Origin of the sequence: Marinomonas communis (assembly GCF_004363305.1) — a bacterium.
In the GTDB taxonomy this organism is placed as follows: domain Bacteria; phylum Pseudomonadota; class Gammaproteobacteria; order Pseudomonadales; family Marinomonadaceae; genus Marinomonas; species Marinomonas communis.
Map to the genome: position 1 here is coordinate 233935 of NZ_SNZA01000005.1, position 19410 is coordinate 253344.

General features: G+C 45.5%; 19 protein-coding genes. 17 read left to right on the top strand and 2 right to left on the bottom strand.

Annotation, left to right across the window (positions count from 1 at the left end):
* Positions 1-72 precede the first annotated feature (72 nt).
* From serC to rpsA, 5 genes are all read left to right on the top strand, one after another.
* A complete protein-coding gene (gene serC, locus C8D85_RS14730; protein ID WP_133564103.1) occupies positions 73-1155 on the top strand; it encodes a 3-phosphoserine/phosphohydroxythreonine transaminase in 1083 nt (360 codons plus the stop codon).
* 22 nt (positions 1156-1177) lie between these two features.
* Positions 1178-2299: a prephenate dehydratase gene (gene pheA, locus C8D85_RS14735; protein WP_133564105.1), complete on the top strand. Its 1122-nt coding sequence runs from the start codon at positions 1178-1180 to the stop codon at positions 2297-2299.
* Positions 2300-2326: 27 nt separating this feature from the next.
* Positions 2327-4531, top strand: coding sequence for a prephenate dehydrogenase/arogenate dehydrogenase family protein (locus tag C8D85_RS14740; protein WP_133564107.1), 2205 nt, complete (start codon positions 2327-2329; stop codon positions 4529-4531).
* 15 nt (positions 4532-4546) lie between these two features.
* Positions 4547-5230: a (d)CMP kinase gene (gene cmk / locus C8D85_RS14745; protein WP_133564109.1), complete on the top strand. Its 684-nt coding sequence runs from the start codon at positions 4547-4549 to the stop codon at positions 5228-5230.
* 166 nt (positions 5231-5396) lie between these two features.
* The gene (gene rpsA / locus C8D85_RS14750; protein ID WP_133564111.1) at positions 5397-7079 is read left to right on the top strand and encodes a 30S ribosomal protein S1; all 1683 of its coding nucleotides are present in this window, start codon (positions 5397-5399) and stop codon (positions 7077-7079) included.
* A gap of 142 nt (positions 7080-7221) precedes the next feature.
* Here rpsA and C8D85_RS14755 read toward each other — a convergent pair whose 3' ends face one another.
* Complete coding sequence (locus tag C8D85_RS14755) at positions 7222-7482, bottom strand: hypothetical protein (RefSeq protein WP_133564113.1); 261 nt, start codon at positions 7480-7482, stop codon at positions 7222-7224.
* Entirely contained in the window at positions 7451-8200 is a 750-nt protein-coding gene (gene tsaA / locus C8D85_RS14760; protein ID WP_133564115.1) for a tRNA (N6-threonylcarbamoyladenosine(37)-N6)-methyltransferase TrmO, read from the bottom strand. The genes C8D85_RS14755 and tsaA overlap by 32 nt, the downstream gene beginning before the upstream one ends.
* A 131-nt stretch (positions 8201-8331) precedes the next feature.
* Here tsaA and C8D85_RS14765 point away from each other — a divergent pair, with 131 nt between their 5' ends.
* From C8D85_RS14765 to lipA, 12 genes are all read left to right on the top strand, one after another.
* A complete protein-coding gene (locus C8D85_RS14765) occupies positions 8332-9588 on the top strand; it encodes a glutamate-5-semialdehyde dehydrogenase (RefSeq protein ID WP_133564117.1) in 1257 nt (418 codons plus the stop codon).
* Positions 9578-10240, top strand: a complete 663-nt coding sequence (gene nadD, locus C8D85_RS14770) for a nicotinate-nucleotide adenylyltransferase (protein ID WP_228191095.1) — start codon at positions 9578-9580, stop codon at positions 10238-10240. The genes C8D85_RS14765 and nadD overlap by 11 nt, the downstream gene beginning before the upstream one ends.
* A 14-nt stretch (positions 10241-10254) precedes the next feature.
* Positions 10255-10608 carry a ribosome silencing factor gene (gene rsfS, locus C8D85_RS14775; RefSeq protein ID WP_133564121.1) on the top strand — a complete coding sequence of 118 codons (354 nt, stop codon included), beginning with the start codon at positions 10255-10257 and terminating at the stop codon, positions 10606-10608.
* Positions 10609-10617: 9 nt separating this feature from the next.
* A complete protein-coding gene (gene rlmH / locus C8D85_RS14780; protein WP_133564123.1) occupies positions 10618-11085 on the top strand; it encodes a 23S rRNA (pseudouridine(1915)-N(3))-methyltransferase RlmH in 468 nt (155 codons plus the stop codon).
* A gap of 117 nt (positions 11086-11202) precedes the next feature.
* Complete coding sequence (gene mrdA / locus C8D85_RS14785; protein WP_244937030.1) at positions 11203-12972, top strand: penicillin-binding protein 2; 1770 nt, start codon at positions 11203-11205, stop codon at positions 12970-12972.
* The gene (gene rodA, locus C8D85_RS14790; protein ID WP_133564129.1) at positions 12969-14090 is read left to right on the top strand and encodes a rod shape-determining protein RodA; all 1122 of its coding nucleotides are present in this window, start codon (positions 12969-12971) and stop codon (positions 14088-14090) included. The genes mrdA and rodA overlap by 4 nt, the downstream gene beginning before the upstream one ends.
* Positions 14090-15118 carry a lytic murein transglycosylase B gene (gene mltB, locus C8D85_RS14795; RefSeq protein WP_133564132.1) on the top strand — a complete coding sequence of 343 codons (1029 nt, stop codon included), beginning with the start codon at positions 14090-14092 and terminating at the stop codon, positions 15116-15118. Before rodA ends, mltB begins: the two co-directional genes overlap by 1 nt.
* A complete protein-coding gene (locus tag C8D85_RS14800; protein WP_133564134.1) occupies positions 15105-16013 on the top strand; it encodes a septal ring lytic transglycosylase RlpA family protein in 909 nt (302 codons plus the stop codon). Before mltB ends, C8D85_RS14800 begins: the two co-directional genes overlap by 14 nt.
* Positions 16014-16095: 82 nt before the next feature.
* A complete protein-coding gene (locus C8D85_RS14805; protein WP_133564137.1) occupies positions 16096-17244 on the top strand; it encodes a D-alanyl-D-alanine carboxypeptidase family protein in 1149 nt (382 codons plus the stop codon).
* A gap of 18 nt (positions 17245-17262) precedes the next feature.
* On the top strand, positions 17263-17568 hold the full coding sequence (locus C8D85_RS14810) for a YbeD family protein (RefSeq protein WP_133564140.1): 306 nt from the start codon (positions 17263-17265) through the stop codon (positions 17566-17568).
* Between the two features lie 3 nt (positions 17569-17571).
* A complete protein-coding gene (gene lipB, locus C8D85_RS14815; protein ID WP_133564142.1) occupies positions 17572-18210 on the top strand; it encodes a lipoyl(octanoyl) transferase LipB in 639 nt (212 codons plus the stop codon).
* Between the two features lie 8 nt (positions 18211-18218).
* Complete coding sequence (gene lipA / locus C8D85_RS14820) at positions 18219-19178, top strand: lipoyl synthase (protein ID WP_133564145.1); 960 nt, start codon at positions 18219-18221, stop codon at positions 19176-19178.
* Positions 19179-19410 lie beyond the last annotated feature (232 nt).

Consider the following 19410-nt stretch of genomic DNA (forward strand, 5'->3'; position numbering starts at 1 on the left):
AGTTCTAGGCGCACCTTGAGTGCGCCTTCTTTTGTGCCATAGGGTACATATTTAAATGAGGTTTTAGGCAGAATGAGCCGCGTTTACAACTTTTGTTCTGGTCCCGCCGCGCTTCCAGAAGCCGTATTGGAAAAAGCGCAAGCAGAGTTACTTGATTGGCATGGCAAAGGCGTGTCCGTCATGGAAATGAGTCACCGAAGTGAAGAGTTTATGTCGATTTTAGCATCGACTAAAGCTCGCCTGACGCGTTTGTTAAACATCCCTGACAATTATGAAATTGTTTTTGCTCAGGGTGGTGCGTCAACGCTGTTTGCTCAAATTCCAGCGAACCTGACAAATGGCTTTGATTCCGCGTGTTACTTAGATACCGGTGCGTGGTCGACCAAAGCGATTAAAGAAGCGAAGAAATACACCAATGTGGTATTGGCTGGCTCGACAAAAGATGTGAACTACACATCTGTGCCTGATTTCTCGACCTTGAATCTTGATGAAAAGGCTGCTTATTTGCACTTGACGCCCAATGAAACCATTGGTGGGTTAGAGTTTGCAGACTTGCCTGAAACCAATCTTCCTATCGTGGCAGATTTATCTTCGACCATCTTGTCTCGTGAAATTGATGTGTCTAAGTACGGTTTGATCTATGCCGGTGCGCAAAAAAATGTGGGTCCAGCAGGTGTTGTGATCAACATTATTCGCAAAGACTTATTGGCGCGCAGCAACAATGAAGCACTGCCGAGTGTTTGGTCTTTTGAGAATCTTGCGAAAAACGACTCCATGATCAATACACCGCCAACCTTTGCTATTTATCTGGCTGACTTGGTTTTTGAGTGGTTAGAAGCACAAGGTGGTGTGGCAGCCATGGAAAAAATAAACGTTGAAAAAGCGGATTTGCTTTACAGTGCCATCGATAACAGTGGTTTCTACTCAAACCCTATTGATGTTCGCTACCGCTCGCGGATGAATGTGCCATTTGTGTTGGCGGATGAGTCACTTGAAAAGACTTTCCTAAAAGAGTCTGAAGAAGCCGGGCTTCGCACCCTTGCTGGGCACCGTTCAGTAGGTGGTATGCGTGCAAGTATCTACAATGCTATGCCGATTGAAGGCGTGAAAGCATTGATCGATTTCATGCAAGCATTCGAAAAACGCTACGGTTAATTGTAACTAGGATACACGCTCTATGACGACTAAAAATGATACAACGACGATCACGCTGCCCATGCTTCGCGATCGAATTGATGCGATTGACGCGCAAATTCAAGACTTGATAAATGAGCGCGCAGCCTGTGCGCAAAAGGTAGCTGAAGTTAAGCTAACTGAGCAGGGCGATCAGAATGTTGTGTTTTATCGTCCAGAGCGTGAAGCCCAGGTATTGCGCCGAGTGATGGAGCGTAATAAGGGGCCATTAGGCAATGAGGAAATGGCGAAGATCTTTCGTCAGGTGATGTCGTCTTGTCTAGCGCTTGAGCGTCCAATGCGTATTGCCTTTTTAGGTCCTGAAGGAACCTTTACACAGCAAGCAGCACTGAAACATTTTGGTCAATCCATCATTAGTGCGCCCATGGCAGCTATTGATGAGGTGTTTCGTGAGGTGGAGTCTGGTGCAGCGAATTATGGTGTGGTACCGGTCGAAAACTCTACAGAGGGTGTAGTAAATCACACGCTTGATAGTTTCAGAAATTCACGTTTGAAAATTTGTGGTGAAGTAGAGGTTCGTATTCATCATAACTTGCTGGTTGCGCCGAACATCAATCCTGATGATGTGACACATATTTATTCGCATCAACAGTCTTTGGCGCAATGTCGAGCATGGCTGGATCGTTATTGGCCGCATGCCGAGCGTGTGGCGGTTAGCTCAAATGCAGAAGGTGCACGCCTGGCTGCTGAAGCGGGTAAAAACGGTAAAGCGGTTGCTGCCATTGCCGGTGACATTGCTAGTCAATTGTATGATCTTGTTGTGGTGTCAGCCAATATTGAAGATCACCCAGATAACACGACTCGATTCCTTATTATTGGTAATGAAAAAGTGCCACAAAGTGGCAAAGATAAGACGTCGTTATTGGTTAGTGCCAAGAATGAGCCGGGCGCTTTGTATCGCTTGCTAGAATCCTTTGAACGCCATGGTGTCGACATGACACGCTTGGAAACTCGTCCGTCCCTTATTAGTAAGTGGGGTTATGTCTTCTATATTGATTTCTGGGGGCATTGTGAAGATGAGGCGTGCCATGCAGTGATCGATGAGTTGCGTGAACGAGCGTCAGAAGTAAAAGTTCTAGGTTCATACCCTGTCGCGGTTCTTTAGGCGATAGTTCAGGAAAAGGCACTTGCGATGCAAGACAGTAAGAAAGAATTTGGCAATGTCTTAATTGTCGGTTTAGGCATGATTGGTGGCTCTTTTGCGAAGAGTCTGAAGCTACAAGGCTTGGCGACACTTTTTGGGGCTGACCGTCGAGCGGGTGAGCTAACGCTTGGGGTGTCTACAGGGGTGATTGATCACCCGGCTCAGCTAGACGAAGCGACCATTTCAAACATGGATATCATTATCTTGGCGACGCCTGTGCGTGCCATGGAGTCTGTGCTGACAGAAATCAAACCATTTATTAAGCCTACGACATTAATCACGGATGTGGGCTCCACTAAAGGCAGCGTCGTAGCGGCTGCGAAAAAAGTGTTTGGCGAAGCACCTGCTAACTTCATTCCAGGTCACCCGATTGCGGGTGCAGAGAAAAGCGGTGTCTTGGCTGCGAATCCTCATCTATTTGAAAAGCATATGGCCATTGTGACGCCATTGCCGTATTCCGATCCTGAGTTGTTAGACCGGCTGCACCGTTTATGGCGTGCAGTAGGGGCTGATGTGGTTAGTATGGATGTGGATCACCACGACCATGTGTTAGCGGCGTCAAGTCACTTGCCTCATTTGTTGGCCTATACGCTAGTCGACGCCTTGGCCAATGCGGAACGAAGCCAAGATATTTTCCGCTTTGCGGCCGGTGGATTTAGAGATTTTACTCGAATCGCATCAAGTGATCCGGTGATGTGGCGAGATGTTTTCCTTGCAAATAAGGATGCAACATTAGCCACGCTAGATTTATTTACTGAGCGTTTAGATGAAATGCGCCAAGCGATCGTTGAGGCTGACGGTGCTTCGATGTATGGCGTGTTTACTCGAGCTAAGTCTGCACGTGATCACTTCTTGCGCTTACTAGAGCAGCGAACCTTGGGTAAGCCCCAAGAAAAAGCGGTGGCAATCAGTGTTAGCCCAGCTTCGGCTATCAACGGTGAAATCAAGTTGATCGGTGACAAATCTTTGTCACATAGAGCGCTTATAATGGCCGCCCTTGCCAAAGGGGTCAGTGAATTAAGTAATATTGACCTTACCGGTGATGTCAAAGTAACCATGCAGGCTCTTAAAGATATGGGTGTGGTTATTGAGGAGTTTGGCTATGGAGCAGTTAGGGTTCATGGTGTTGGTCGTCGTGGGCTAAGAGCCCCCATTGCGCCGATCAATGTTCATAACTCTGCAACCTCGCTGTATTTGCTTGCCCCGATATTGTCTGGGCAGACGTTCCACGTGGAAGTGATTGGTGAAGAGACGCTTCTTAATACACCGTTTACGCATTTGTTGGCATTAATGCGAGAAGCAGGGGCTTCTGTTACGAGTGCTGCTGCTGACTGCCTACCATTTAAGTTTGCACCGGCAGAATTGACGCCTGTGAAAATTGAGTTACCTGGACCTCCTTCATCACGCTTGATGTCCAGCGCGGTGTTATTAAGTTTGTTTGCAGAAGGGCAAAGTCAGTTTTCTACGGTATTGCATTTCGATGACCAAGTCCGTGCATTGTTTGCGAGTTTTGGCGTGGGCATTGATGGAGAGTCTGACATTTCGGTTTCAAGTAATGAGCTGAAAGGGACGGCTTTGGATTTGCCTGCAGACATGCAGCAAACACTTTGGTCTGTGTTGCTGGCGACTCTTTTGCCAGGATCGTCGCTTCGCTTAAGTGGTGTTTCTAGTCAAGGGCGTATGGTTAAGGTGCTGTCCTTGTTGCAGGGCGCTGGAGCAAAAATTGATTGGGTGGGTGAACCTATTGATGTGTTCGCTGCTCAAAGTGTTCAAGTGAGTTTTGCTAAACTCTCGTCTTTTAACCTGGATGCTGTGCAATCTTATGAGATGAGAGAATTTTTAACTCAGCTGGCGACGGCTGCGATATATGCAGAAGGTGATAGTCAGTTTGAAGGGATTTCACATTTACCTTATTTCTATGAAGATCGTATCACGACATTTGTAGATGGTGTGAATCACATTGGTGGTGCCGTTGAATGGCACGCCGGAACATTGTTATCAAAGGGATGTACCCCTCAGGGTGGGGATTTGGACAGTGCGGGGAATGAATTGGTTGCATTGGCATTTCTATTGCTTGCAGCCCGTTGCCGCAACGGTGCGACAGTCAGGGATTGTCAGAAATTGTTAGCGCAAATTCCAAACTTAGAAGAAATTGCTGCGCAACTAGGCCTTAAGTGCTTAGTGCAAAGCTAAATAAGAGGAACAGATATGATTAATCAAGCCCCAGTTATTACGATTGATGGCCCAAGTGGTGCCGGTAAAGGCACAGTAAGTCAATTAGTCGCGGAGAAGCTGGGTTGGCATTTGCTTGATAGTGGTGCGCTTTACAGATTGTTAGCGTTAGCGGCGTCTCATCATGGTATTCAATCGGATGATGTTGAGGCGTTGAAAGTATTGGCAGAGCACTTGGATATTCAATTCCAGCAGTCAGAAGAAGGCAAGGTTGAAATTATTTTAGAAGGTGAGGTTGTCACTCAGGCGATCCGAACTGAAATTGTTGGTAATCAAGCGTCAAAACTGGCTGCCATTCCTGATGTGCGTGAGGGGTTGTTGTTGCGACAGCGTGCTTTTGCGCATACGCCAGGTCTTGTTGCGGACGGTCGTGATATGGGAACAGTCGTGTTTCCTGAAGCAAGCATAAAAGTTTTCCTTACCGCTTCACCTGAAGAGCGAGCTCAGCGACGTTTGCTTCAGTTAGAGCAAAAAGGTGAGGTTGTCGATTATCAAGAGCTTGTTAAGAGCATTAAAGAGCGTGATGAGCGTGATGCTAACCGCCCAATTGCTCCATTAGTGCCGGCGGCTGGTGCGGTAGTGATTGACAGTACCGACATGGCGATTGAGCAGGTTGTTGAAGTTGTGCTGGCTGAAGCGGCAAAAGCTTCCTACATTTAAGTATGCAACTGTATTAATGCTCATTCTTTGTGCTAAAATATTGCGATTAAAAATTTAGTCGACTTGGTGCCAGCAAAAGCCAAGTCGCAATCAATGTAAATTAGCCCCACATAAGCTGGCGATGTGGCAGGGAACATTTAGTTGTTCCGTATATATAGGAATCACAATGACTCAAAGCTTCGCAGAACTGTTTGAAGAAAGCCTAAAAAGCGTAGAAATGGCGCCAGGCTCAATTGTTACTGGTATCGTTGTTGACATCGATAGCGACTGGGTAACTGTTCACGCAGGTCTTAAATCTGAAGGCGTTATCCCACGTTCTCAATTCCTAAACGAGAGCGGCGAATTCACTCTAAACATCGGCGACGAAGTTAAAGTAGCTCTTGACGCTGTTGAAGACGGTTTCGGTGAAACTAAACTTTCTCGTGAGAAAGCTAAGCGTGCTGAAACTTGGTCTGTGCTTGAGAAAGCATACGAAGAAGGTGAAATCGTTAAAGGTATCATCAACGGTAAAGTTAAAGGTGGCTTCACTGTTGATATCGCTAACATCCGTGCTTTCTTGCCAGGTTCTTTGGTAGATGTTCGTCCTATCCGTGACACATCTCACCTTGAAGGTGTTGAACTTGAGTTCAAACTTATCAAGCTTGATCAAAAACGTAACAACGTTGTTGTTTCTCGTCGTGCTGTTATGGAAGCGACTAACAGTGCTGAGCGTGAAACTCTTCTTGCTAACCTTGAAGAAGGTCAAGAAGTTAAAGGTATCGTTAAGAACCTTACTGACTACGGTGCATTCGTTGACTTGGGCGGTGTTGATGGTCTTCTACACATCACTGACATGTCTTGGAAGCGTATCAAGCACCCAAGCGAAATCATCGCTGTAGGTGACGAGATCGACGTTAAAGTTCTTAAGTTCGATCGTGAGCGTAACCGTGTATCTCTAGGTCTTAAGCAACTAGGTGAAGATCCATGGGTAGCAATCAAAGCTCGTTACCCAGAAGGTACTAAAGTTACTGCACGCGTAACTAACCTAACTGACTACGGTTGCTTCGCTGAGCTAGAAGAAGGTGTTGAAGGTCTTGTTCACGTTTCTGAAATGGACTGGACTAACAAAAACATCCACCCTTCTAAAGTTGTTCAAATCGGCGACGAAGTAGAAGTTATGATCCTAGACATCGACGAAGAGCGTCGTCGTATTTCTCTAGGTATCAAGCAGTGCACTCCAAACCCATGGGAAGAGTTCGCTACATCTTTCAACAAGAACGACAAGATCTCTGGTGCTATCAAGTCTATCACTGACTTTGGTGTATTCATCGGTCTTGACGGCGGTATCGACGGCCTTGTTCACCTATCTGACCTATCTTGGGATGAAGCTGGTGAAGAAGCAGTACGTAAGTACAAGAAAGGTGACGTTCTAGAAACAGTTGTTCTTTCTATCGATGCTGAGCGTGAGCGTATCTCTCTAGGTGTTAAACAACTAGAGCAAGATCCTTTCGTTGCATTCGTTGCTGAAAACGACAAAGGCGCTATCGTAAACGGTACTGTTGCTGAAGTTGATGCAAAAGGTGCTGTTGTGACTCTAGCTGAAGGCGTAGAAGCTTACTTGAAAGTTTCTGAAATCAGCCGTGAGCGCGTAGAAGATGCTTCTGCAGTTCTTAAAGAAGGTGATGCAGTTGAAGCTGCGATCGTAAACGTTGATCGTAAAGCACGCACTATCGCTATCTCTGTTAAGGCTAAAGACGCTTCTGAAGAGAAAGCTGCTCTTAAATCTCACGCTGAGAAGCAACAAGCTGAAGTTAGCGGCCCGACTACAATCGGTGATCTAATCAAAGCTCAACTTGAGAACCAAAACTAATTTCGACTAAGCAATAGCTGAAAGAATAGTTTATGAAAAAGCGGGCCTTTTTAGGTCCGCTTTTTTTATGTTTTTTCGTGGATCGGATTGACAAATAAACTATACACAGAAGATGTGGATAAATGTGGGTATAGCTCTAAGTTCAGCGAAAAGTGGCCAGCAGCTTTTTGATATCATCTTCATCCCATTCTTCCTTTTCAAGTAACTCGGAAAGTTCTGGGCTATTTTGAATTAGGTCTAAATTCTTTTTAAATTTAGCGAAATGGTATTCTTTTATCAGTTTTTCATCGTATTCTGAGCGATAAAGTGGTTTTGGCTGATCTTCGGGTGTGCCTGACTTCGGTTGATCTGCTTTTAAGTTATTCACAGTTTTATAAGCGCTCAGCATTTTCGACTTGTTCATGTTGCTCACCTACCGGATACTCTATTTGTGTAACGAGGAAATGATCCTCTTTTGCTGTCCACTTAATATTAGCATTCCATAGCTGGTTGCCGTGATTGCGGTTTTCCGAGCCAACTAAATAGGAAGGGCGTGGGTCTTGGCCGATGACTTGTTCAATTAATGGCACTAGATCTCTAGCATAGATAGCTTTGTAGGATTCTGCTTGTTCGAGTGCTAATTCAGAAAATTTGACGCTTTTTAATGTGGTGGGTAGTGGTGCAAAGCCACCTTTTGCATTGGGTAGAGCATCTGCGTAAGGAAGATAAGGTTTAATATCGACGATAGGGGTCTTATCGAGCAGGTCTGCACCGATGATATCAATGAAGACGCGATTGCCGTCCTTTCTCACGCCTTTGACTTCTACAACCGATAATCCTAATGGATTAGGGCGGTGAGTAGCGCGCGTGGCGAAAATTCCCATTTTTTCTTTGCCGCCTAGGCGTGGTGGGCGAATCTTGGCCTTCCAATTATCTGTCATGCACTCGTGGAAAATAAAATGCACCCAGATGTGTGAAAAGCCATCTAGGCCATCTAGTACATCAAGACGGTTAAAAGGCGGTAATAACTCAATCGAAGCGGATGCTTCAGTCACCAAACCAGGTTGTCTGGGGATGCCAAACTTTTGTTTATAACAAGAGTGAACGAGGCCGATTTGCTGAAATGTGAAGGATTGGCTCATGATTATTTCGTTGCTAAGTAATGAATAATACGGAATCAGATAGAATAAGTTGTGTTAGTATACCGCTTATCTATTTTTATAGCGTCCCTACGATGGGAAATGAAATCGCTGGATAAAGAAGAGAGAAAATAATGTCCTTAGAATCTTACATGAACGAAGTTGGTCAAAAGGCTCGCGCAGCGTCGCGCCAATTGACTCGTGCAACCACTGAGCAAAAGAACAAAGCATTGTTCGCTATGGCTGATGCTCTGGAGCATGCACGACCTCGACTGAAAGAAGAGAATGCTAAGGACTTGGAAAATGGCAAACAGAAGGGGTTAGAGCCGGCGTTGCTGGATCGACTTGAGCTAAACGATGCACGCATTGATGGCATGATTGAAGGCTTAAAGCAGGTCGCCACTTTACCAGATCCTGTGGGTGAAATTACCGATATGGTTTACCGTCCTTCTGGCATTCAGCTTGGTAAGATGCGTGTTCCGTTGGGCGTGATCGGTATTATCTACGAGTCTCGCCCAAATGTGACGATTGATGCTGCGAGTCTTTGTTTGAAATCAGGTAACGCAACCATTTTGCGTGGTGGTAGTGAAGCATTTTACTCAAACCAAGCCATTGCTCAGGCGGTTCAGTCAGGTCTTGTGTCAGCCGGTCTACCTGAAGATGCGGTGCAAGTAATCAATACTGTAGACCGTGAAGCAGTGGGCCGTTTGATCTCTATGCCAGAGTTTGTAGACGTGATTGTTCCTCGTGGCGGAAAAGGATTGATTGAGCGCATTAGCAAAGACGCTCGTGTACCTGTGATCAAGCATTTAGATGGTAACTGCCATGTTTACATTGATGATGAAGCAGACCTAGAAAAAGCGTTTAACATTGCCATGAATGCCAAAACTCGCCGTTACGGTGTATGTAATGCGATGGAGTCATTGCTTGTTAACGCGAGTGTTGCGAAAGAAATCTTGCCTCGTTTAGCGGATGCCTTGGCTGAAAAAGGTGTTGAATTAGTAGGTTGTGAGCAAACTCGGGCCATTATTGATGCAGCTCCTGCGACTGAAGAAGATTGGTACACTGAATATCTTGCGCCTAAGTTATCGATTAAGTTGGTAGCTGATATGGATGAAGCCATTGCGCATATTAACCAATATGGCTCGCACCACTCTGATGCTATTGTGTCTCAGAACTATTCAAAGACACGTGCTTTTATGACCGAAGTAGATTCCTCTTCTGTGATGGTTAACGCTTCAACGGCATTTGCCGATGGCTTTGAGTACGGTCTTGGTGCGGAAATTGGTATTTCGACCGATAAGATTCATGCCCGTGGCCCAGTAGGCTTAATTGGTCTAACTAGCCAAAAATACGTTGTACTAGGGGATGGTCACACCCGTGACAACTGAGGTTTCCCAAGCGTTAAAGAAAGGTACGGTTGTGATGGGGGGGACTTTTGATCCAATCCATCACGGCCACCTTCGCTCTGCTGTTGATATTCTTGATTGCTTTCAATTCGAAACACTGCGATTAATTCCATGTTTTCAACCTGTGCATAAGGGTGAGCCGACCGTTAGTGCTGAACAGAGACTGAAAATGGTGGAGCTTGGTATTGCCGCGGATAGCCGGTTAAGTGTTGATGCCCGAGAGATTCTTCGTGCGGGGCCTAGCTATACATTTGAAACGCTGGTCGAGTTGCGTGCAGAGCTGGGGCAAGAGGAGCCTCTCATTATGGTGGTAGGAATGGATAGTTTTCTATCTCTACCAACATGGGCGCGTTGGCAAGATCTGCTATCTGTTGCACATATATTGGTTATTTCAAGGCCAGGCTGGGAGCCTGACTTTATTTCGACCTTAGAGTCTTTTTATGAAAAACATCGAGCCGAGAGCGCGACTGAGTTACAATGCGCGCCCGCTGGTAAGATTTGGATGCAAAGTTTTACGCCATTAGCGATTTCATCCAGCCAAGTACGAAACCTTTGTCGCGAAAAAGCGTCTATTGCTTACTTGGTTCCAGAAACAATACAACGCTTCATTGAAGCACATTCTTTATATAAATAGGGTTATCCGAAACTATGAGCCAAAACCAATTATCTGCTGATCAAATTCTCGAAATTGCTGTTGAATCACTTGAGGATGTGAAGGGCGATAACATCACTGTACTTAACGTCAGTGAACTGACAGATATGATGGACTTTATGGTGATTTGTACTGGTACATCAAAGCGTCACGTAAACTCTTTGGGCCAAAACGTAGTAGAACACGCAAAAAGTAAAGGTCTTCAGCCGCTAGGTAGTGAAGGTCGTGACATGGGCAGTGAATGGGTTCTAGTCGACCTATACGATGTAGTGGTGCATGTGATGACGGAAGAGGCTCGCTCGTTCTACGACCTAGAAAAACTTTGGGATATCAAACCAGAGCAACGTTAAGGCTTTAAAATGCGCGTTAGGTTAATAGCAGTCGGTACAAAAATGCCGAAATGGGTAACCGAAGGCTACGAAGAATACGCCAAGCGTTTGCCGAAAGACTTCGCCCTAGAATTGGTTGAGTTGCCAATGTCGCCTCGTGGTAAGAACACGGACATTGCTAAAGCTATTCAAAAAGAAGGGGATGCAATGCTAGCTGCGATCCCAGCTGGCGATAAAGTCATTGCCCTTGAAGTCTTAGGTAAAGCGTGGAGTACTGAAAATTTGGCCGATCAGACCGCTAATTGGCGCATGGATGGATATAACATCTCTTTGCTAGTCGGTGGGCCGGACGGCTTAGATCCACGCTGTACTGCTCGTGCAGACCAAGCGTGGTCTCTCTCAAAACTGACATTACCTCATCCTATGGTGCGAATACTGCTAGCAGAGCAGATATATCGCGCTTGGACACTGATGAATAATCACCCTTACCATCGGTAGGATTTTGCTTTGGGTAAACACCATCAAGTTTTTCGGAATTATCGCCAAGAACATTCTTTAACGAAACGAAGAGTTGTAGTCGCTGCTGCTTTCGTGTTGTTCATGGTTGGGGTCTTGATGGCTCGTTTGTTTTATCTTCAGGTGATGGAATACGAGCTATACCAAACTAAAGCCAATGATAACCGAGTCATGCTGGTGACTGAGCCGCCACCGCGAGGATTGATTTATGATCGCAATGGTGTCGTGCTTGCTGATAATCGTCCTATCCATAGCTTAACCGTTATTCCAGAACGTGCTGCGAGTTTACCTGAGCTTAAAGCAGCACTTTCGCCTATAGTCGACATTTCGGAAGAGGACTGGAGTGAGTACGAAAGTAAGCTAAAAGAATACCGTCGCCCGTATCAGTCCATTACATTGAAGTCTCAGTTATCTGACGATGAATGGTCTAAAGTCTCTGTTGATCTCTATAAATTAGATGGAGTTCAAGTTGAGGCACAATTAACTCGTTATTACCCGTACGGCGAGGCATTTGCCCATGCAATCGGTTACGTTGGACGAATCACTTCCCGTGACCTTGAGCGTGTGGATAGAATGGCTTATCAAGGCGCTCTTTTCATTGGTAAAACCGGCGTCGAAGAGTATTACGAATCGACATTATTCGGTAAGCCTGGGATATCGAAAGTTGAGGTGAATGCTCGCGGACGTATCATGTCTGAGATAGAGCGACAAAATCCAACGCCAGGTAAAGATTTACACCTATATATGGATGCCCGTCTGCAACAGTATGCCTATGACCTCTTAGGTAACTACAAAGGGGCTGTCGTTGCCATTGATCCAAATAATGGTGGTGTGCTGGCGATGGTTTCTAAACCAGGGTTTGATCCTAATTTGTTTGTCCGAGGCATTTCGGTGGATCAATACGCTGAACTTCGTGACGATAAACGTCTCCCCCTATTTAACCGCGCTTTGCGAGGAGGCTATCCTCCAGCCTCAACGATTAAACCTTTTATGGGGCTTGCTGGGCTTGAATACGGCTTTTCTTCTTGGTCTGAAACCTATTATGCCCGTGGTTATTACCAGATAAATCCAAATGGACGCCGTTATCGCGACTGGAAACGAGGCGGACATGGTTGGATTGATTTAGAACGATCCATAATTGAGTCTGTTGATACGTATTATTACCAACTTGCTCATAAAATGGGGATTACGCCGATTCATACGTTTCTTTCAAAATTTGGTTATGGGCAGTCGTCTATTCTGGATTTAAATGGCGCTAGTAAAGGTTTGCTGCCATCCAATGAATGGAAGAAAGCACGCTATAAAGAACCATGGTATCCCGGTGACTCAGTAAACGTTGGTATCGGTCAGGGCTTCATGGTGGCGACGCCAATACAGATTGCTACAGCCAACGCTGCGATGGCGGCACGGGGTCATATGTATTACCCGCGAATGGTTAATGAAGTTGATAATGCTCCAGCAACCTTTGAGGGCAACGAAGGTGTAGAGCATGAAATTGTTTTAAAAGATCAGCGTAACTGGGAGCGTATGGTTCGAGCTATGGAGAAAGTGATTACGGACGCTCGTGGTACGGGGCGACGTCTACAGGGAACTGAGTACACTATCGCAGGGAAAACTGGTACAGGCCAAGTGTTTAGTTTGGCTGATGATCAGGAATACGACGCTGATAGCTTAGATAAAAGATTGCATGATCATGCTTTATTTATCGGGTTTGCACCGGCCGAGAAGCCTAAAATTGCAGTATTTGCTATTTTTGAAAATGGCGGCAGCAGTTCTAAACCAGCTGATCTAACCAAAGCGCTTTTTGATGCGTACTTGTACGACGATTACCCTCAAGAATATGATTACTTTGAGGAGCAGCGCCGATGAACTGGCAGTTTTACCACCGTTTTATAGCGTTTACGAATGCTAGGTTATGGCGTCTGACACACGTTGATGTTTTATTGCTGGTAGCGCTGTTAATTTTGATGTCAGGTGGCCTGTTTGTTTTGTACTCAGCTTCTGGACAAGATGTCGCCATGGTGGAGCGTCAAGTATTGCGTCTAGGAATCGGTATGGTCACATGTCTTGGTTTAGCGCAGTTGCCACCAAAGTACATGCGTCGAGCTTCTCCCTTTCTGTTTGTCGTATTGGTGGGATTGCTTGCGTGTGTGCTGTTATTCGGTGTCGGGGCAAAGGGTGCTCAACGTTGGTTAGCATTACCAGGTGGGTTGAGGTTTCAGCCGTCTGAAATCATGAAGATTGTCATGCCGATGATGGTTGCATGGTATTTTGCAAACCGTCCATTGCCTCCAAGCTTTAAAGAAATTGTCACGGTGCTTGTGATCATTGCGGTGCCGTCGCTGATGGTCGCTAAACAGCCCGATCTGGGTACCGCTTTGCTGGTCGGCGTGTCTGGTATCTTTGCGCTATTTCTTGCGGGGCTTGGATGGCGTTACATCATTGGTGCCGCGGCAGCTGTGCCTGTGGCGGCATATGGACTGTGGCAGGTCATGCGTGATTATCAAAAACAACGCGTGTTAACTTTCTTAGATCCAGAGAGTGATCCGCTAGGGTCAGGTTGGAATATTATCCAGTCCAAAACCGCTATTGGCTCAGGTGGATTGCATGGAAAGGGTTACCTTGAAGGCACTCAAGCTCAGTTAAACTTTTTACCAGAGAGCCATACCGATTTCATTATTGCAGTGTTGGCAGAAGAGTTTGGCATGATTGGGTGTGCATTATTAATGTGTGCTTATTTGCTGGTGATAGCTAGGGGCTTGTACATTGCCGCTTATGCTGAAGATAACTATGCGCGTTTACTGGCTGGGAGTATAACGCTTACCTTTTTTGTGTACATGTTTGTAAATATTGGCATGGTGTCTGGGATCTTACCGGTTGTCGGTGTACCGTTACCTTTGGTGAGCTATGGTGGTACCTCCATCATTACCATCATGGCGACATTTGGGATTTTAATGTCGATACAAACGCATAAAAGGGCAAGGTAATGTTGAATAGAGTACTGGCACTAAGCTTAACATTGGGTTTATTGGGATGCACTACGGCAGGAAGTCAAGTTGAAGCTCAGACCGCACAAGAGGCATTTCAGCAAGTACCTTATATAAAACAACCAGAAGTTCAGCAATTTATTGACAAGATGGTTTCTGAACATCGTTATGATCGAGCGCTATTAACGGATAAATTTTCCAATACATTTAAGCGCCACCAGGTCATCACAAAATCTGATAATCAGCCTGAAGTGCTGGTGCCCTTCCATAAGTACCGAGCTAACTTCATTGACCCAGTTCGCGTTAAGCAGGGCGTCGCTTTTGCTGAGCGCAATAAATCTTGGTTGCAAAAAGCTGAGAAAGACTATGGAGTCGATTGGCCAGTCATTGTTGCTTTAATCGGTGTTGAAACAGCCTACGGTAAGGTAACTGGTAGCAAAGATGTGTTCACATCATTAACCACTTTATCGTTCGATTACCCCCGACGTGGCGGCTATTTTCAAAGTGAGCTAGAAGCGTATTTGTTGCTTGCTCGTAATCAAGGTTGGTCTATTGGCTCTACTAAAGGCTCTTATAGTGGGGCATTAGGCATGGTTCAGTTTATGCCTAGTAATTACATGAAGCTGGCGGTGGATTACGATCAAGATGGTCGAGTCGACCTTTGGGGATCAGAAGCGGATGCTATTGGAAGCATTGCCAATTACCTGCGTCATCATGGTTGGAAATACCGCGAAAAAGCAGCTATTACAGCCAGAGTAGATAATCTTGAGTCTGTGCAGGAGATGGTGAACAAAGGCCGCGCTCCAATTCTGTCGATGAGAGAGTGGGCTGAAAAAGGGGTGTGGTCAACAACTCACTATAATGGCGCTAAGGCTGGGTTGATTGGTTTGCGAGAAAGTGACAGTCATGTGGATTATTGGTTGGCTTATGAAAACTTTTTCACCATTATGGATTACAACCCTAGTCGACGATATGCCATGTCAGTTTTAGAATTAGCAAATAGGATCGAACAGTATGAAGGTAGCTAAATATCTGGCAGCAGTATCTACTTTGTGGCTGGTTGGTTGTACAAGTACTAGCCACATAAATGGTTCCTCTGTCGATTACGATAAAGCGTCAGGGGGAGGGCGTTACAGTATATTGCAGGATCATGCCCCATCAGGCGATATCAAAGTAGATCATTTGCCAGATCTAGTTCCTAAATATGAACCCAAAAGCCGAGGAGGTAATAAATCACCTTATGAGGTGTGGGGGAAAAAATATTATGTCATGGACTCAGCGGTAGGTTATACGGCCGAGGGGACAGCATCTTGGTATGGGCAGAAGTTTCACGGGCATAAAACCTCAAATGGGGAAACATATGATATGTATGCTTTCTCTGCTGCCCATAAGTCATTGCCATTGCCTACTTATTTAAAAGTGACCAATATTGATAATCAACGATCTGTGATTGTTCGCGTTAATGACCGTGGCCCATTTCACGGTGATCGATTGATTGACTTATCTTATGCCGCTGCAGCGCGTCTGGGCTACCATAAGAAAGGTCTAGCTAGAGTGCGTATCGAAGCCATTACACCGAGGCCTGGGGAGCGATATTCCTCAACGCCTGTTGCCGCTGCTCAGCCAAAGCCAGTTGTTACGCCTAGTGTCGCACCAGTGTCGGCACAAGCACCAGCCAATGCTTTATTGTTTAGCCATCTTCAGCTAGGAGCGTTTTCTCAACAAGCCTCCGCCGCTCGTCTAAAGCAAAGGCTGCTTGAGAAGTTTGATACGGGTATTAATATTGATGTTTTGCATGCTCCAGATGGGCTTTATAAAGTGTTGGTTGGTCCATATGAAAGTGATGCTTTGTTAGAAGATTGGCAGACAAGATTGGATGCAGCAGGCTTTGGCAAAAGTGTAAAAGTAGCGTTAGCTCCCTAGGGGAACTTTATCTAGGCTAGAGATTCAAAGCTCCCTCTAGTATCATTCTCGCCTCACGGATTAGACTAAGACGTTTAAAACTATGAAACGACTGTTATCTCTTTTTATTTTTGCATGTATTTTTGTTACTTCTACGGCCAACGCGGCACCTTCATTAATCCCAGCACCGCCTCAGCTATCGGCCAATAGCTATGTTTTGATGGATGCTTACACTGGTGATGTACTGGTTGAGCACAACAGTCGTGAAGAATTGCCTCCGGCTAGCCTGACAAAACTTATGACAGCCTACATCACTGAATATGAGCTGGCAAAAGGTAATATTTCCTTTAATGATCAGGTGACGATAAGCGAAAAAGCTTGGCGTATGGAGGGCTCACGAATGTTTGTTCGTGAAGGTACTCAAGTGCGTCTAGAAGATTTGATGCGCGGCATCATTATTCAATCTGGTAATGACGCAAGTGTTGCCGTTGCAGAGCACATCGCTGGCGGTGAAGCAGCGTTTGCTGACTTGATGAACCAGCATGCCAAGCTACTGGGTATGAACAACTCTCACTTTGTTAACTCAACTGGTTTCCCCGCTGATGGTCACTATTCAAGTGCATACGATATCGCACTGTTGTCTCGTGCCACCATTGTGCACTTCCCTGAAAACTACAAAATGTACTCAGAGAAATACTTCACCTACAACGATATTCGTCAACCAAACCGAAATAAGTTGTTGTGGCGCGATAAAACAGTAGATGGTCTAAAAACAGGTCATACTGATGCCGCTGGTTATTGTTTAGCCGCCTCTGCTGTGCGTAACGGTACACGATTGATTGCCGTTGTGATGGGAACGAATTCTGATGAAGCGCGTGCTTCAGAAACTCAGAAGCTTTTAAACTACGGATTCCGTTATTACGAAACGCGTAAGTTGTACAGCGCCGGACAAGTGTTGAGTGATGCACGCGTATGGGGTGGTGAAGCAGATACTGTTAAAGTTGGTTTTGCTGATGATGTGTTGGTTACTATGCCTCGTCAAAATGCCGATTCGATTCCAGCATCCCTAGAGCTTGCACCTGAAATCGAAGCTCCGATTGCAGCAGGTGATGTGTTAGGTAAAATTATCGTAGGTACAGCGGATAATGTATTGCTTGAAAGAGAAGTGGTTGCATTAGAGCCTGTAGCGGAAGGCGGTTTCTTTAAGCGTCTATTTGATAAAGTTAAATTGTTCTTTATGAACTTGTTTTAAGTAATGGTATAGCAAAGAATGGCTTTAATTAATAAGCAAGGTGTTGTTGCAGCGGATGCGCCAGATGCCCCTAAAATTGAATTTCCCTGTGACAACTATGTGATTAAAGTTGTAGCGATGGATGTGGCGGATATTCAAGCGACAGTTATTCAACATGTTCGCACTCATGCGCCTGAGTTCGACGAGTCGTCTATTAAGAAGAATGTTTCCTCTAAGGGAAGGTTTGTCAGTTTTGGTCTACGTATTCGAGCTGAAAGTGAGTCACAATTGGCTCGTTTACATGAAGATCTTATGGCAGTCGAAGCCATTAAAATGGTTATGTAATTCATGCCAAACGCAATTCTGTGTCGTGATCTTGGTGTTGTTCCATATGAGTCTACATGGGAAGAAATGAAGCAGTTTACCCAGACTCGTACTAAACAAGACCAAGATCAGATTTGGCTCCTCGAGCACCCATCGATTTTCACGCAAGGACAAGCAGGAAAGGCTGAGCACCTCTTGGATGCTGGGGATATCCCAGTCATTCAGGCGGATCGTGGCGGGCAGGTCACGTATCATGGCCCTGGTCAGTTAATCGCATACATCATGATTGATTTAAAGCGTCTAGGCATTGGTGTTCGTGATCTGGTGACGCTTATTGAAAACTCAATTGTCGATGTCTGCAAGCTGCATGGTATTGAGTCTTACCCCAAGCCGGATGCACCGGGTGTATATGTGAATGGAATGAAAATATCCTCACTGGGCTTAAGAGTCCGTAGAGGATGTTCTTTTCACGGCGTTGCGTTGAATGTAGATATGGATTTAAATCCATTTCTGCGAATTAATCCCTGCGGTTATCAGGGACTTCAAATGATAGATATGAAGCGCTTGCAGCCACAGGTCAGCATGGCGCAAGTTAAAGTTCAGCTAGCCAACATACTGGCTGAACGTCTCGGATATTCTCATCCGATTATCCAACAAGGGTGAATATAAGAATGACTACTCAGCAAAAGCGAGTTGTACAGGGTGAAAAGCTACGTGGCGCAGAAAAAATGGCCCGTATTCCTGTTAAAGTTATCCCAACAGAAGAAATTCCTCGTAAGCCTGATTGGCTTCGTGTGCGTATGCCTGCATCGCCAGAGATTGCTCGCATTAAAAGTACGTTGCGTGAGCATAAATTGGCATCGGTTTGTGAGGAAGCCAATTGCCCTAACTTGGGTGAATGTTTCTCTAACGGCACAGCGACATTTATGATCATGGGTGATATTTGTACTCGTCGTTGTCCGTTCTGTGATGTTGCGCACGGTCGTCCCAATGCTCTGAGTCCAGATGAGCCAAAAGAACTGGCGACAGCCATTCGTGATATGCGCTTAAAATATGTTGTGATTACATCTGTTGACCGTGATGATCTTCGTGATGGCGGTGCACAACATTTTGTTGATTGTATTCGTGAGACACGAGCGCTTAGTCCAAACATTGAGATTGAAACACTGGTGCCAGACTTCCGTGGTCGTATGGATGCGGCGTTAGACATTCTTGAAATTGCTCCGCCAGATGTGTTTAACCATAACCTAGAGTCGATCCCGCGTTTATACCGTCAGGTTCGCCCTGGTTCTGACTACCAATGGTCTCTTGATCTGCTGAAGAAATTCAAAGATCGTTGCCCAGACGTACCAACGAAATCTGGTTTGATGGTTGGAATGGGTGAGTCTTTTGAAGAGATCGTCGAAGTTATGAAAGATCTTCGTGCTCATAACGTAGATATGTTGACTATTGGTCAATACTTGCAGCCATCTAAGCATCACTTCCCGATGGATCGATTTGTTCATCCAGAAGAGTTTGAACGCTACGAGCAAGTGGCGAAAGAGCTTGGTTTTAAGCACGCAGCTTGTGGTCCATTGGTACGATCTTCCTACCATGCTGATAAGCAGGCTCATGGTGAACGAGTTTCATAATGGTTAAAGCTTGGTTACAGGCGGTAGTTTGATTACGAAGAAACGAGAAGTGCGTTGAGTGCTTCTCGTTTTTTTATAAAAAAAGCCCGCCATTAGGGGGGCGGGCTAAACTATCCGTATAGACGCCAAGGGGTAAGCGTCGAATGCATGTCGGAACTAATGACTATGTGGACACTGCAAAAAAGATGTGCGCTGCAATGGCCTAGTTAAGATCTAGCTCACTGTCCTTAAT